Source organism: Salinarimonas sp. (genome assembly GCF_040111675.1).
In the GTDB taxonomy this organism is placed as follows: Bacteria; Pseudomonadota; Alphaproteobacteria; order Rhizobiales; family Beijerinckiaceae; genus Salinarimonas.
The window spans coordinates 2,955,195-2,969,752 of the sequence record NZ_CP157794.1; the positions used below are offsets into that span (position 1 = coordinate 2,955,195).

15 protein-coding genes are annotated in these 14,558 nt (G+C 70.3%); 6 read left to right on the forward strand and 9 right to left on the reverse strand.

From position 1 onward, the window contains the following. The first annotated feature begins 239 nt into the window (after nt 1–239). From ABL310_RS13725 to ABL310_RS13750, 6 genes are all read left to right on the forward strand, one after another. Nucleotides 240–1,436: an ABC transporter substrate-binding protein gene (locus ABL310_RS13725; RefSeq protein WP_349367576.1), complete on the forward strand. Its 1,197-nt coding sequence runs from the start codon at nt 240–242 to the stop codon at nt 1,434–1,436. A 213-nt stretch (nt 1,437–1,649) separates the two neighbouring features. Then, nucleotides 1,650–2,570 carry a branched-chain amino acid ABC transporter permease gene (locus ABL310_RS13730; protein ID WP_349367577.1) on the forward strand — a complete coding sequence of 307 codons (921 nt, stop codon included), beginning with the start codon at nt 1,650–1,652 and terminating at the stop codon, nt 2,568–2,570. 13 nt (nt 2,571–2,583) lie between these two features. Then, entirely contained in the window at nt 2,584–3,588 is a 1,005-nt protein-coding gene (locus ABL310_RS13735; RefSeq protein WP_349367578.1) for a branched-chain amino acid ABC transporter permease, read from the forward strand. Further along, nucleotides 3,585–4,334 (forward strand): ABC transporter ATP-binding protein, encoded by a 750-nt coding sequence (locus tag ABL310_RS13740; RefSeq protein WP_349367579.1) that lies wholly within the window; start codon nt 3,585–3,587, stop codon nt 4,332–4,334. Before ABL310_RS13735 ends, ABL310_RS13740 begins: the two co-directional genes overlap by 4 nt. Beyond that, nucleotides 4,334–5,032 (forward strand): ABC transporter ATP-binding protein, encoded by a 699-nt coding sequence (locus tag ABL310_RS13745; RefSeq protein ID WP_349367580.1) that lies wholly within the window; start codon nt 4,334–4,336, stop codon nt 5,030–5,032. The genes ABL310_RS13740 and ABL310_RS13745 overlap by 1 nt, the downstream gene beginning before the upstream one ends. Nucleotides 5,033–5,061: 29 nt before the next feature. After that, the gene (locus ABL310_RS13750; RefSeq protein WP_349367581.1) at nt 5,062–5,520 is read left to right on the forward strand and encodes a cupin domain-containing protein; all 459 of its coding nucleotides are present in this window, start codon (nt 5,062–5,064) and stop codon (nt 5,518–5,520) included. A gap of 77 nt (nt 5,521–5,597) precedes the next feature. Here ABL310_RS13750 and ABL310_RS13755 read toward each other — a convergent pair whose 3' ends face one another. From ABL310_RS13755 to pcaH, 9 genes are all read right to left on the reverse strand, one after another. Then, nucleotides 5,598–6,563, reverse strand: a complete 966-nt coding sequence (locus tag ABL310_RS13755; protein WP_349367582.1) for an IS110 family transposase — start codon at nt 6,561–6,563, stop codon at nt 5,598–5,600. Between the two features lie 365 nt (nt 6,564–6,928). Beyond that, nucleotides 6,929–8,257, reverse strand: coding sequence for a TRAP transporter large permease (locus ABL310_RS13760; protein WP_349367583.1), 1,329 nt, complete (start codon nt 8,255–8,257; stop codon nt 6,929–6,931). 15 nt (nt 8,258–8,272) lie between these two features. Then, entirely contained in the window at nt 8,273–8,863 is a 591-nt protein-coding gene (locus ABL310_RS13765) for a TRAP transporter small permease subunit (RefSeq protein WP_349367584.1), read from the reverse strand. 8 nt (nt 8,864–8,871) lie between these two features. Next, nucleotides 8,872–9,930, reverse strand: coding sequence for a TRAP transporter substrate-binding protein (locus tag ABL310_RS13770; protein ID WP_349367585.1), 1,059 nt, complete (start codon nt 9,928–9,930; stop codon nt 8,872–8,874). A gap of 118 nt (nt 9,931–10,048) precedes the next feature. Continuing rightward, a complete protein-coding gene (locus ABL310_RS13775) occupies nt 10,049–10,453 on the reverse strand; it encodes a carboxymuconolactone decarboxylase family protein (protein ID WP_349367586.1) in 405 nt (134 codons plus the stop codon). 217 nt (nt 10,454–10,670) lie between these two features. Beyond that, the gene (locus ABL310_RS13780) at nt 10,671–12,035 is read right to left on the reverse strand and encodes a lyase family protein (RefSeq protein ID WP_349367587.1); all 1,365 of its coding nucleotides are present in this window, start codon (nt 12,033–12,035) and stop codon (nt 10,671–10,673) included. Beyond that, nucleotides 12,032–13,240 (reverse strand): 4-hydroxybenzoate 3-monooxygenase, encoded by a 1,209-nt coding sequence (gene pobA / locus ABL310_RS13785; RefSeq protein WP_349367588.1) that lies wholly within the window; start codon nt 13,238–13,240, stop codon nt 12,032–12,034. Before pobA ends, ABL310_RS13780 begins: the two co-directional genes overlap by 4 nt. 10 nt (nt 13,241–13,250) lie before the next feature. Further along, on the reverse strand, nt 13,251–13,820 hold the full coding sequence (gene pcaG, locus ABL310_RS13790) for a protocatechuate 3,4-dioxygenase subunit alpha (protein ID WP_349367589.1): 570 nt from the start codon (nt 13,818–13,820) through the stop codon (nt 13,251–13,253). Next, on the reverse strand, nt 13,813–14,532 hold the full coding sequence (pcaH, locus tag ABL310_RS13795) for a protocatechuate 3,4-dioxygenase subunit beta (protein ID WP_349367590.1): 720 nt from the start codon (nt 14,530–14,532) through the stop codon (nt 13,813–13,815). The genes pcaG and pcaH overlap by 8 nt, the downstream gene beginning before the upstream one ends. Between the last annotated feature and the right edge of the window lie 26 nt (nt 14,533–14,558).

A 14,558-nucleotide genomic window follows, 5' to 3' on the forward strand; every position in this document is an offset into this window, starting at 1 on the left:
CGCCGCCCCGCGGCGGCTTTTGGCGCTTGTGGTTTGCGCGTGGCTTGTTTTAAGCTTCAAATATCAGGCCTGGAGGCGGGTCGCGTCAAGCGGGTCGGATCGGGTTTGGCCGCGGGTCGAGGCGGCGAACCGTGCCGAAAGGGGCTTTTCGGGACGGCTTTGCGGCGTCATGGTGGCTGCGCGGCGGGAACAAGCGCGGAAAATCGCGCGGGGAACAGCCAATCGGGAGTACGCACGTCATGTCGACTTTTTCCAAGAGGTTCTCGAAGACCATCGGTCTCGCGGCTTTGGGGCTCCTCGCCACCACCGCGCTGACGCACGCCCAGGACGCCGACCCCGTGAAGGTCGGCATCATCGTGACGCTGTCGGGCCCCGCCGCCTCGCTCGGCGAGCAGGCGCGCGACGGCTTCCAGCTCGCGGTCGAGCAGCTCGGCGGCGAGCTCGGCGGCGTTCCCGTCGAGGTGGTCGTCGCCGACGACGAGCAGAAGCCGGACGTCGCGCTCACGCGCGTCAACGGCCTGATCGAGCGCGAGGACGTCGACTTCGTCGTCGGGCCGATCTTCTCGAACATCCTCCAGGCGATCCACAAGCCCGTGATGGATTCCGGCAAGGTGCTGATCAGCCCGAACGCCGGCCCGTCCTCCTACGCCGGCGAGGAGTGCAACCCGAACTTCTTCGTCACCTCCTACCAGAACGACCAGGTCCACGAGGTGATGGGCAGGGTCGCGCAGGACCGCGGCTACGAGCGCGTCTTCGTGATGGTGCCGAACTACCAGGCCGGGCGCGATTCGGCGGCGGGCTTCAAGCGCCATTTCGAGGGCGAGATCGTCGACGAGGTCTACACCCAGCTCGGCCAGCTCGATTTCTCCGCCGAGCTCGCCCGCATCGCGGCGATGCAGCCGGACGCGGTCTTCACCTTCATGCCGGGCGGCATGGGCGTGAACCTCGTGCGCCAGTACAATCAGGCCGGCATGAAGGACCGGATCCCCTTCCTCTCGGCCTTCACCGTGGACGAGTCGACCCTCCCCGCGCAGCAGGACGCGGCGCTCGGCATGTTCGGCGCGATGACCTGGGCGCCCGACATGGACACCCCCGGCAATTCCGAGTTCGTCGACGCCTACATGGAGAAGTACGGCAAGGTGCCGGGCTCCTACGCCATGCAGGCCTACGACACCGCGATGCTGCTCGATTCGGCGCTGGAGGCGACCGGGGGCGACGTCGCGGACCAGGAGCGCCTGCTCGACGCCATCCGCGCGGCCGACTTCCAGTCCCTGCGCGGCGACTTCGCCTTCAACGTCAACCAGTACCCGATTCAGGACTTCTACCTCGTCCAGGTCGGGCAGCGCGACGACGGCATGTACCAGACCGAGATCGCCGAGCAGGTCTTCGACGATTACGGCGACGTCTACGCCGACAAGTGCATGATGGGCGGCTGAGGCATCTGGGCGGGGGCGGCGGCGGACCCGCCGCCCCCTCTCTCCTTCCCTGTAGGGGAAGGTGGATCGCCGCGTAGCGGCGAGACGGATGGGGCGCGCCGGCAGGCGCGTTCGGCGAAGCCGAAGCATGCCACCACGGACCCCACCCCTGGGCCGGCGACGCCGGCCGTCCCCTCCCCTACAGGGAGGGAGCGAGGCGAGGACCATCGCGCCATGTACACCACGCTCATCCTGGTCCAGACCCTCAACGGGCTGCAGTTCGGGATCATCCTGTTCCTGATCGCCGCGGGGCTCACGCTCGTGTTCGGCGTAATGGACTTCATCAATCTCGCCCACGGCGTGCAGTACATGATCGGGGCGTATTTCGCCTTCGCCTTCGCCTCGTGGACCGGGAGCTTCTGGCTCGGGCTCGTCATGGCCCTGCCGGCCGCTCTCGTCTTCGGCCTGCTGCTCGAGGCGGTGGTGTTCCGGCACCTCTACGACAAGGACCACCTCGAGCAGGTGCTCGCGACCTTCGGCATCATCCTGTTCCTGAACCAGGGGGTGAAGGTGGTCTGGGGTTCCTCGCCGCTCTTCGTGCCGGTGCCGGAGCTCCTGCAGGGCTCGATCGTGCTGTTCGAAGGCTTCTTCTATCCCGTCTACCGGCTCGCCATCATCGCGGCCGGGCTCGGCGTCGCGGCGCTGCTCTACGTGCTGGTGAACTACACCCGCGCCGGCATGCTGGTGCGCGCCGGCGCGACCAACGCCAAGATGGTCTCGGCGCTCGGCGTCGACATCCGCCGGCTCTTCATGATCGTGTTCGGCTTCGGCGCGATGCTCGCGGGCTTCGCCGGCGCGATGGTGGCGCCGATTCTCTCGGTCGAGCCCGGCATGGGCGACAACCTGCTCATCCTCGCCTTCGTCGTCATCGTCATCGGCGGCATCGGCTCGATCCGCGGCGCCTTCCTCGCGGCGCTGATCATCGGGCTCGTCGACACGCTGGGGCGCACCTTCGCGGGCGACGTCCTGCGGCTGTTCATGGACCCCGGCGGCGCCTCCACCGTGGGGCGCGCCATCGCGCCGATGCTGATCTACATCCTCATGGCCGCGGTCCTGTTCTTCCGCCCCGCCGGCCTCTTTCCCGTGAAGCGCTGAGGAGCGGGACCGCATGCTCGACACCGCCTCCCCCGCGACCAAGGCGCCGGCGGCCTCGCCCGCGGCGCCGCCGGCGGCCCGGCCCTCGCTCCTGCGCCGCGAGGCGCTCGCCTTCGCGCTGTTCGTCTTCTTCGCCATCGCGCCGGCGCTCGCGCAGATCGGGGCGGAGGGCTACCTGCTCTCGCTCGTCGTGCGCGCGATGATCTTCGCCATCGCCGCGCTCTCGCTCGACCTCATCCTCGGATACGGGGCGCTGGTCTCCTTCGGTCACGCGGCCTTCATCGGCATCGGCTGCTACGCGGTGGGCATCCTGATGGCGCACGCCGTGCCGGACGCCTTCGTGCAGCTCTTCGCGACGCTCGCCGTGAGCGCGGCCTTCGCCTTCGTGACGGGAGCGATCTCGCTGCGGACGAAGGGCGTCTACTTCATCATGATCACCCTCGCCTTCGGGCAGATGGTCTACTTTCTCACCACCTCGCTCGCGCCATACGGCGGCGACGACGGGCTGACGCTGCCGACCCGCAGCCTCGTCTTCGGGTCGGACGTGCTCGAGAACGATCTGGTGTTCTACTACGTCGTCCTCGCCTGCCTGATCGGCGTCTACGGCCTCTTGCGCGCCATCGTCGGCTCGCGCTTCGGGCGCGTGCTGCGGGGCACGAAGGAGAACCCGGTGCGCATGCAGGCAATCGGCTACAATCCCTACCATTACCAGCTCGCCGCCTATGTCATCGCCGGCATGATCGCCGGGCTCGCGGGCTTTCTCCTTGCGAACCACATCGAGTTCGTCTCGCCCGCCTTCATCTCCTGGCAGCGCTCGGGCGAGCTCATCATCATGGTGGTGCTCGGCGGCATGGGCACGCTGGTCGGGCCGATCCTCGGCGCCGTCTCGTTCCTGTTCCTGGAGGAGATCCTCGCGCGCATCACCCAGGACTGGAAGCTGATCTTCGGCCCGTTCCTCGTCCTCGTCGCCCTGTTCGCGCGCGGCGGCATCCTCGGCTTCTTCCGGAGGGCGAAATGAGCGCGCTCCTCGAATTGAAGAACCTGCGCAAGAACTACGGCGCGCTCGCCGTCACGGACGACGTCTCGCTCGCCGTCGAGACCGGGGAGCTGCACGCGATCATCGGGCCGAACGGGGCGGGCAAGACGACGCTGATCCACCAGATCTCCGGCCTCGCCCCCTCCGATTCCGGCACGATCCTGTTCGGCGGGCGGGACGTCACGCAGGCGCCGATGCACGAGCGGGTGCGCGCGGGGCTCGCCCGCTCCTTCCAGATCACCTCGATCCTTCCGGGCTTCACCGCGCGGGAGAACGTCGCCGTCGCGGTGCAGGCGCGCTCGGGCTCGTCCTTCCGCTTCTTCGGCGATCCGGCGCGCGAGCGCGATCTCGACGACCAGGCGATGGAGGCGCTCGCGACCGTGGGCCTCGGCGGCCGCGCCGACGTGATCGCGGGGCAGATGTCCCACGGCGAGAAGCGCCAGCTCGAGCTCGCCGTCGCGCTCGCCACGCGGCCGAAGCTGCTGCTGCTGGACGAGCCGCTGGCGGGCACGGGGCGCGAGGAGAGCGAGCGCGTGGTCGAGACGCTGCTCGGCCTGAAGGGGCGCTACACGATCGTTTTGATCGAGCACGACATGGAGGCGGTGTTCGCGCTGGCCGACCGGGTGAGCGTGCTGGTCTACGGGCGGGTGATCGCCACCGGCAGCCCGGACGTGGTGCGCGCCGACCCCGCCGTGCGCGAGGCCTATCTCGGCGAGGAGGCCGCCTGATGCTGTCCGTGCGCCATCTCGAATCGAGCTACGGGCCGGCCCAGGTCCTGTTCGACATCTCCTTCGACATCGGCGAGGGCGAGGTCGTGACGCTGCTCGGCCGCAACGGCATGGGCAAGACGACGACGGTGAGCTCGATCCTCGGCCTCGTGCGCCCCAAGGGCGGCGAGATCACCTTCGAGGGCCGGCCGATCCGCGGGCTGCCCTCCTACCGGATCGCGCAATGCGGCATCGGCCTCGTGCCGGAGGGCCGGCAGATCTTCCCGACGCTCACCGTCGAGGAGAACCTGATCGCCACCTCGGCCGCACGCTTCGGCGCCCCGCGCTGGACGCTGGAGAAGGTCTACGAGCTGTTCCCGCGCCTGAAGGAGCGGCGGCGGAACCTCGGCTCGCAGCTCTCGGGCGGCGAGCAGCAGATGCTCGCCATCGGACGTGCGTTGATGACGAACCCGAAGCTCGTCATCCTGGACGAGGCGACGGAGGGGCTCGCGCCCCTCATCCGCGCCGAGATCTGGGACTGCCTGGGGCGGCTGAAGGGCGAGCGCCAGGCCATCCTCGTCATCGACAAGAACGTCGACGCGCTGATCCCGCTCGCCGACCGCCACGTCGTCGTCGAGAAGGGCCGGGTCGCCTGGACGGGAACGAGCGCCGAGCTGAAGGCCGACGCGAGCGTGAAGGACCGGTTCCTGCACGTGTGAGCGTATCGAGACGAGAGGGGGACCGAGACATGCGCACCGATGAGATCGCCGGGATCACGCCCGCCGGCGAGGGCCTGGAAGGGGTGAAGTGGAACATCCTCGGCCAGATCTACGTGCCGAAGAACGTCACCGAGCACAATTTCTCCTGGCACGCCACCTTCCCGGTCGGCACGTTCGTGCCGCCGCACATCCACCCGACCCAGGACGAGTACATCTACATGCTCGAGGGCCGCTTCGACCTGATGCTCGGCGGCGAGGAGGTGGTGGCGCAGGCGGGCGACCTGATCCGCATGCCCAAGGGCATGCCCCACGGCATCTTCAACAAGACCGACCAGCCGGTGAAGTGCCTGTTCTGGGTGACGCCGACCCGGAAGCTCTACGACCTGTTCTGGGGTATTCACAATCTGCCTGAGCAGGAGCCCGGCGCGGTGGTGGCGCTGTCCGCCCAGCACGAGGTGGAGTTCCTGCCGCCGCCTCCGGGGGCTTGAGGGGCCCTGCCCGAGTTCACGCGGTCATCCCCGGCCGGAGCGCCGCAGGCGCGGAGGGGAAGCGACTGTCTTGTCTGTCAAGCGGCTACGGCATTGTGCTGGCTTTCGGCAAGGGCTTTTCGAACGTCTCTGGCGATGGCGTTGAGGCGGACGACGAGCTTGCGCAGGAGAGCGATGCGGATGGATTTTGGCGCTTTTCCCTTGGCCTTGAGGGCGGCGTGCTTGGCGGCGAAGTCGGGGTTGTGGCGGACGAGAACGGTGACGATCGGGTACAGGCCGGATCGGACGCTGGCGCGGCCGCCACGGGTGGAGCGTTTGCCGGCGATGGTGGCGCTGTCCTTGGCGAGAGGAGCCGTTCCCGTGAGCTTGGCGGCCTGCTTGCCGGTGAGGAGCCCGATCTCGGGCAGGTCGGCGAGGACGAGGGCGGCGCTGGCGGTCGAGACGCCCTTGATCTCGCAGAAGGCGTCGAGCAGTGCGCTGGCGAGCGGGGCGGTGCGGGTCTGCTCGGCGATCTCGCGATCGAACAAAGCGACCTCCTCGCGCAGGAAGTCGATCTGGCGCTCGATGGAGGCGCGCACGGCCTCGTCCTCGACCAGGCGTGCGCGGTTCTGGCAGGCGACCTTGTCGCGCACGAGCTGGCGTCGACGCGTGACGAGCTCGCCGAGGCGGGCCTGCGCCGCGTCGTCCGGCGCCTTGGGGCGCAGCTTTCCCGTCGCCCCAAAGTCGGCGATGACGCCGGCGTCGATGCGATCGGTCTTCTCGAGCTTGCCGATGGCCTCGGCGAAGTGGCGGACCTGGCGGGGGTTGGCGATGGCGCAAGGCAGCCCTTCCGCCCAGAGCAGGCGGTGGACGAGGCGCTCGTACCCGCCGGTGGCCTCCAGCACGACGAGGCGGACGCGGTGCGCGCGGCACCATTCCGCGAGACGTGCGACGCCTTCGGGCGTTCGTTCGACGACGAGGTGCTTCCTCGCGTTCTCCTGTCCGGACAGGGCGGCGTCGAGCCGCTCCATGCCGATGTCCACTCCACAAATCGGTGTCGTCACGGTAGCCTTCCTTGCGCATGCGATCGTTGGAGACCAAGCGACTGTGCGGTCGCGTGCGACAGGGCGGGCGTCCCAGGCTTCCCACGGTTGTCGGCCAGAGGGGACTCACGAGCGCGTCCCGCCCGCGACGGGGTCGGCTGCTACCGACCCCGTCGCAACCCCAAGCTTAGCAGCGCTCAAGGTCGCCGACGAAGATACAAGGGGACCCAGCGCAAGAAGTGCGCCGAAGGCGCTCCCTCTGGCGGCGACCAGCCGCCTGGTCGGCGGCGAACGAGCGCCTTCGGCGCGGAAAGTCGTGCTGGGTCCCCTTCCCCTGCGCCGCTTCGCGGCTCCGGCCGGGGATGACAGGCCGAGCCCGCGTCGCCCTACATCACCAGCCACAGCGTCAATACCGGGAACGCGATCAAGAGCCCCACGCGGACGATCTCCGCGGCGAGGAAGATCGACGCGCCCTTGAACGTCTCCCACATGGGCACGTCCTTCGCCAGGCCGTTGATGATGTAGACGTTGAGCCCCACGGGCGGTGTTATCAGCCCGAGCTCCACCACGATCAGAACCACGATGCCGAACCAGATCGCCGTGTGCTCGGGCGTGAGGCCGAAATCGAGCGCCATCACGATGGGGAAGAAGATCGGGATGGTGAGGAGGATCATGGAGAGCGAATCCATCATCGCGCCCATCAGGAGGTAGATGGCGACGATGAGGAGGAGCACGAGCACCGGCGCGAGGCCGAGCCCGGCCACCCAGTCGCCGGCGACCATCGGCATCTGGGTGCGGGCGAGGAAGGCGTTGTAGAAGTCGGCGCCGAGCAGGATGAGGAAGATCATCGCCGTCTGAACGGCGGTGTCCTTCAAGACCGCGATCACCTCGGAGGGGCGCAGGTGGCCGTAGGTGAGCGCCGCGAGGCAGGTGCCGAAAGCGCCGACCGCCGCGCCCTCGGTGGGCGTGAACAGCGCCCGGCCGAACAGGTTCTCGCCGTTCATGCCGACGAACACCGCGAGGAAGATCACGACGACCGGCCACACCCGCGCGAGCCGCGCGAGGCGCTCGCGCCACGGGATCGCCTCGGAGGGCGGGCCGCTCTCCGGCGAGAGCGCGAGATAGACCCGCACGGCGATCATGAAGCCGATCACGGCGAGCACCGCCGGGATCGCTGCTGCGAGGAACATCTTGGCGATGTTCTGCTGGGTGAGGATCGCGTAGATGACGAGCACGACCGAGGGCGGGATCAGGATGCCGAGCGTGCCGCCGGCCGCGATCGACCCCGTCGAGAGCGCGCCGGAATAGCCGTACTTCTTCATCTCGGGCAGCGCCACGCGGCCCATCGTGGCCGCGGTCGCGAGGGAGGAGCCGCAGATCGTGCCGAAGGCGGCGCAGGCGCCCACCGACGACATCGCGAGCCCGCCCTTGTAGTGCCCGAGAAAGCCGTTCGCCGCCTTGTAGAGGTTCGCCGAGAGCCCCGAGCGCGCCGCGAAGTTCCCCATCAGCAGGAAGAGCGGGATCACCGAGAGCGAGTAGTTGGCGAAGACCTCGTAGGGGGTCTGCTTCAGGTAGGCGAGGAAGGGGGTGAGCCCCGAGAGATAGACGAAGCCCGCCGCGCCCACCGCCGCCATGGCGACGCCGATCGGGATGCGGATCACGAGGAGCCCGAGCAGGACCGCGAAGGAGAGGACGCCCAGCGCGACGTTCGACATGGAAGTTCGCGCCCCTCAGTGCTCGGCGATGTCGTGAGGCCCGATCGGGCGGTTGGTCAGGACCTCCTCGGCCGAGCGCCAGACGGTATAGGCGCACACGATCGCGAGGAGCCAGGCGCAGGCGACGCCGTAGGCGAAGGGATAGGCCTCGGGCAGGCGCAGCACCATGGTCGTGTCGTTGTAGGCGAGCTTGTCCTGGAGGCCGTAGACCAGCCGCCAGGCGATCAGCGCCGCGAGCGCCGTGAAGATCAGGTTGCCCACGAGGTCGAGCGCCGCGCGCACGCGAAGCCGCGCGCCCGCCGTGAAGAAGTCGACGATGACGTTGCCGCGCCGCAGCTGGCAGAACGGCAGGAAGGAGAACACCGCGACGCCCGTGCCGATCTGCACGAGCTCGACGTCTCCCGGAATCGAGGCCGCGCGGAACTCGAGGCCGACGAGATCGGCGAGGCCAGGCAGGATCGAGCGCCCGACGATGGAGATCACCGAGACGACGATCATGCCCAGCAGCGCGACGCCGCCGAGCACGGCGACGGCGCCGCTGACCCGCTCCAGGAGGATGCCGACGGCGGTGAGCGCCGCCGTCGGCCGCTTCGCGGTCGCGTTCAAGGTACGCCTCAGTTCAGCGCGGCTTCGTGCTCGGACACGAGGTCCTGCGCCGACTGGACGAGGGCGGCGCCGTCGCGGCCGGCGGCGTTCTGCTCCTCGACCCAGGCGTCGATCACCGGCTGGCCGGCCGCCTTCCAGGCCTCGAGCGCGTCGCCCTCGATGTAGGTGATCTCGTTGCCGCTCTCCATGATGGCGGCCTTGCCGATCTCGTCCCACTCGTCCCACTTGGCGCCGATCTGGGTGGCGAGCTCCAGGCCGGAATTGGCGTCGATCACCGCCTTGTTCTCGTCGGACAGGCCCTCGTAGGCGCCCTTGTTCATCACGAACAGGAACACGGCGGTGTAGAGCGAGCGGTCGCCGGTGAAGGCGCCGACCTTGTCGGTGAGCTCGTCGACCTTGAGCGCGGGCACCACCTCGTAGGGGAAGACGACGCCCTGGACGACGCCGCGCGAGAGCGCCTCCGGCACGCCGGGGGCCGGGATGCCCTGCGGGTTGGCGCCGAGATTCGAGAGCGTCTGGTTGATCACGCGGTTGGGCACGCGGATGGTCATGCCCTCGGCGTCCTCGGGGCGCACGATCGTCTTCTCGCGGGTGTAGAAATTGCCGTGGCCGTGACCGAAGACGGCGAGGACGTGCACGTCGGAGAGCTCTTCCGTCGCGTTCTCTTCGTAGAACTCGTGCGCGGCGGCGCTCGTCACCTCGCCCGTGGCGTGCGGGACGAAGGGCAGCTCCAGCGCCTCGAGCGAGGGGAAGCGGCCGGGCGTGTTGCCGGCGAGCGTCCAGACGATGTCGACGACGCCGTCGCGGGCCTGATCGAAGAGCTGCGGCGGGCGGCCGCCGAGCTGCATGGCCGGGAAGATCTGGACGTCGATGCGGCCCTCCGAGTCGGCCTCGACCTTCTCGGCCCAGGGCTCGAGCCACTTCTGGTGCGCCTGCGAGGCGGCGGGGAGGAAGTGGTGGAGACGCAGCGTCACTTCCTGGGCGAGCGCCGAGGTGGACATGGTGGCGATGGACATCGCGCCCGCCGTGGCGGCGAGAGCGAAGCCCTTGATGAAGCGCGTGGACATGCTCGGTTTCTCCCTAGGCTGGCCCGTTCCCCGGGCTTTTCCCCTGCGTGATGACGCACCGTCTTTCGTGGCGCGCTGCCGATCCGGGGCGTGAATCAGCATGAAATTAGTTGCGGCGTCAACCGTCTCCCGGCTGCGCGAGGGCGTCGGCCTCCTCGCCCAGAACCTCGCGTACCCAGCGGAAGGCGGCGTTCGACGCCGGCACGCCTGCATAGACGGCGCACTGGATCAGCAGCGCGCGCAGCTCCGCGACGGTGACCCCGTTCTTCAGCGCCGGGCGGACGTGGAGCTTGAACTCCTCCTCCCGGTGCAGCGCCGTGCAGATCGTCAGCACGATGATCGAGCGCGTCTTCCAGGGCAGGGTCTCGTCGTTCCAGACGTCGTTCCAGGCGGTGCGGGTGATGAAGTCCTGCCACGGCCCGGCGAAGGCGCCGGCCTTGGCGAGCGAGCGCTCGACATGCACCTCGCCGAGCACGGCCTTTCGGGTGGCGAGGCCGGCGTCGTAGCGGGGGTCGTCCTTCATGAAGCTTCTCCTTCCGTCATCCCCGGCCGGAGCCGCGAAGCGGCGCAGGGGAAGGGGACCCAGCGTAACGATGCTGCGCCGAAGGCGCTCCGTCGCCGCCGACCAGGCGGCTGGTCGCCGCCGATAGCCGCGGCTTCGCCGCGACGTGCCACGCTGGGCCCCCTTCCCCTGCGCGGGCTTCGCCAGCTCCGGCCGGGGATGACGGCGTGGAGCGACGTCATCGCCCGTGCTCCGCGAGGTCCGCGCGCGCCGCCTCCACCTGCGCCAGCGCGCGGGGGACGAAGGCGGCGGCGGCGGCGACGTACGGCGTGAGATCGAAGGCGCGGTCGAGCGCCTCGGCCGGGAGGTCCCCGCCCTCCTCGAGCGCGGCGCGCAGGCCGATCCCGCGCGTGCGCACCGCGTCGGCGGCGGCCGTCACCCGGGCCTCGGCCGCCTGCGCGCCGAGGGTCGACGCGAGCGCCGCGGCGGCGGCGTCGGCGAAGAGGAGGCCGCGGGTGACATCCAGATTGCGCGCCATCGCCGCCGCGTCGACGACGAGACCCTCGGCGAGCGTCCGCGCCTCGCGAAGCGCGCCCGAGGCGAGGCCGAACAGCGTCGGCAGCGCGTGCCATTCGGCGTGCCAGGCGCCGGCCGGGCGCTCGTGGGCGGCGGTCATGCCCTCGAGCAGCGTCGCCGCGTGACCGCGGGCGGCGCTCGCCGCGGCGAGGATCACCGTGCAGGAGACCGGGTTGCGCTTGTGCGGCATGGCGGAGGAGCCGCCGCGGCCGGGCGCGTGGGGCTCGGCCGCCTCCCCCACCTCGGTCGAGGCGAGATGGGCGATATCGCCGGCCATCTTCGCCAGGGCCCCGAGAAGCGTCGCGAGCCAGGTCCCGGCCCGCGCCACTTCCGCGCGCCGCGCATGGGCGGCGATCGGCGCGGGGGCGAGCCCGATCTCGCGGGCGAAGGCGTCGGCCACCTCCGGCGCGCGCGCGCCGAAGGCGGGGAGCGTCCCCGCCGGGCCGGCGAGCGAGGCGATGCAGACGCCTGCGCGGACGGCCGGCAGCTCGGCCGCGATGTCGGCGATCCCGGCGGCCCAGACCGCGGCCTTGAAGCCGAACGTCACCGGCGTCGCGTGCTGGCCGTAGGTGCGCCCGGCGCATGGCGTGCGCGCGTGGCGCTCGGCGAGGGTCGCGAGGCCGGCGAGGGTCGCGTCGAGATCCGCGGCCAGGAGGGCGAAGGCGCGCGCGAGCGCCAGCGCCTGGGCGGTGTCGAGCAGGTCCTGCGTCGTCGCGCCCTTGTGCAGGTCGCCGGCGAGATCCGCGGGGAGCATGGCCCGCAGCGCCTTCAGGAAGGGGATCGAGGGCACGCCGGCATGCGCCGTCTCGCGCCCGAGCGCGGCGAGGTCGAAGGCGTCCGGCGAGACCGCCGCGACGGCGTCTCCGAGCCCCGTGGGCGCGAGGCCGAGACCGGCCTGCGCCCGGGCGAGCGCAGCCTCCACAGTGAGCATGTCCGCGATCCGCGCCCGATCGTCGAAGACCGCGCGCATGGCCGCGCTCGAAAAGAGCGGCCCCGTCAGCGCGGAATCGAGCGCGGAGAGCGTCATTGCGGCCCCCAGTCCATGGGCAGGCCGACATAGTTCTCGGCGAGCGTCGTCGCGGCGGCGCGGGAGGTGGTGAGGTAGTCGAGCTCGGCGAGCTGGCGGCGCCGGTCGAAGGGAGACGCGTCGTCGAAGGTGTGGAGCATCTGCGTCATCCACCAGGAGAAGCGCTGCACCTTCCAGATCCGGCGCAGGCACGTGTCCGAATAGGCGGCGAGCCCGTCCTCGCCGCCGTCACGGTAGAAGGCCTCGAGCCCGCGCGCGAGGACACGCACGTCGCCCACCGCGAGGTTCATGCCTTTCGCCCCCGTCGGCGGCACGATATGCGCGGCGTCGCCCGCGAGGAAGAGGCGGCCGTGGCGCATCGGCTCGGCGACGAAGCTGCGCATCGCGGTGACGCCCTTCTGGATCACGGGCCCTTCCTCCAGCCGCCAGCCCTCGCCGCCGGCGAGGCGGACCTGCAGCTCCTCCCAGATCCGCTCGTCCGGCCAGTTGGCGATCTCCTCGTCGGGCGGGCACTGGAGATAGAGCCGGCTGATCTCCGGCGAGCGCATCGAGAGGAGCGCGAAGCCGCGCTCGTGATTGGCGTAGATCAGCTCCTCGGAGGCCGGCGGCGACTTCGCCAGGATGCCGAGCCAGCCGAACGGGTAGACGCGCTCGTAGACCCGCAGCACGTCCGCCGGGATGGCCGCGCGGGAGACGCCGTGGAAGCCGTCGCAACCGGCGACGAAGTCGCAGGCGAGCGTGTGGCGCGCGCCGTCCTTCAGGTACGAGACCGTCGGCTCGCGGCCCTCGATGCCGTCGATGCGGGTATCCGAGACGTCGAAGACGATCTCGCCGCCGGACTCGAGCCGCGCGGCGATGAGGTCCTTCACCACCTCGTGCTGGCCGTAGACCATCACCGCCTGGCCGGTGAGGTCCTGGAAGTCGATGCGGCGCGCCTCGCCGGCGAATTTCAGGATCGTGCCGTGGTGGAGGAGGCCCTCCCGGTCCATGCGCGCACCGATTCCGGTCTCGCGCAGGACGTCGACCGTGCCCTGCTCGAGCACGCCGGCGCGGATGCGCTCCTCGACGTATTTGCGGCTCTTGGCCTCGATCACGACCGACGAGATGCCCGCGAGGTGGAGGAGGTGGGCGAGCAGCAGGCCCGCGGGCCCCGCGCCGATGATGCCGACCTGCACCTTTTTCGCTGGGACGTGACGGTGGGCCATGGCGGCCTCCTCAGATCTCGAAGAAGACGGTCTCGCCCTCGCCCTGCAGGCGCACGTCGAAGGCGTAGACGCCTTCGGCCTCGCGGCGGGCGATCAGCGTGTCGCGGCGCTCGGCCGGCACGAGGGCGAGGACGGGGTCGCCGGAATTGGCGGGCTCGTCGTCGAAATAGATCCGGGTCGCGAGGCGGTTGAGCAGCCCGCGGGCGAAGACCGAGACGGCGATGTGGGGGGCCTGGGAGACGCCATCGTGACCGGGGACCGGGCCGGGCTTCACCGTGACGAAGACGAAGCGGCCGTCGACGTCGGTCTCGGCGCGGGCGAAGCCGCGGAAGGCGGCGTTGCCGGCCGCGTCCGCGTAGCGCCCCTCCCCGTCCGCCTGCCAGATCTCGACCATGGCGTCCGGCACCGGCTCGCCGGCCCCGTCGAGGACGCGGCCCTCGACGTGGATGCGCCGGCCCGGCGCATCCGGCGTGGCGATCTCGTTGCCGGCGATGCCGCGGGCGTCGTAGGCCTCGGGCGTCAGGCAATAGGCGAAGAAGGGGCCCACCGTCTGGGAGGGCGTGACGCCGCGCTCAGCCATGGTGCGGGTCCTCCATCGGCGTCGCGCCGCGCCCGCGCAGCACGATGTCGAAGCGGTAGCCGAGCGCCCATTCTGGCGTCGTCGTCTCGATGTCGAAAGACGAGATCAGCCGCTCGCGGGCGCGCGGATCGGGAATCGACTGGTAGATCGGGTCGAGCCCGAGCAGCGGATCGCCGGGGAAATACATCTGCGTCACGAGCCGGCTGACGAAGCTCGGGCCGAAGAGCGAGAAGTGGATGTGCGCCGGGCGCCAGGCGTTGTGGTGGTTCCGCCAAGGGTAGGCGCCGGGCTTGATCGTGGTGAAGGCGTAGCCGCCGCTCTCGTCGGTGACGACGCGGCCGGCGCCGGTGAAGTTCGGGTCGATCGGCGCGTCGTGGCGGTCGTTCACGTGGATGTAGCGGCCGGCGGAATTCGCCTGCCAGATCTCGATCAGCGTGTGCGGGACCGGCCGGCCGTCCTCGTCGAGGACGCGGCCGGTGACGACGATGCGCTCGCCGAGCGGCGGGCCGGCGTGGCCGGCGGTGAGGTCGCTCTCGCCCGGCGCGGCGCTCTCGTGCCCGTAGACCGGCCCCGTCAGCTCGGTGAGCGTATGCGGCAGGATCACGAGCGGCTGGCGGGGCGCGCGCAGGCGCGTCGAGGCGTAGGCGGGCGCGTCGTTCGGCGGATGCGCCGAGAGGCTCTCGCGCGGATAGGCGCGCGTCGTGTCGCTCATGGAGCTTCTCCTCGACCCCCTGTTCC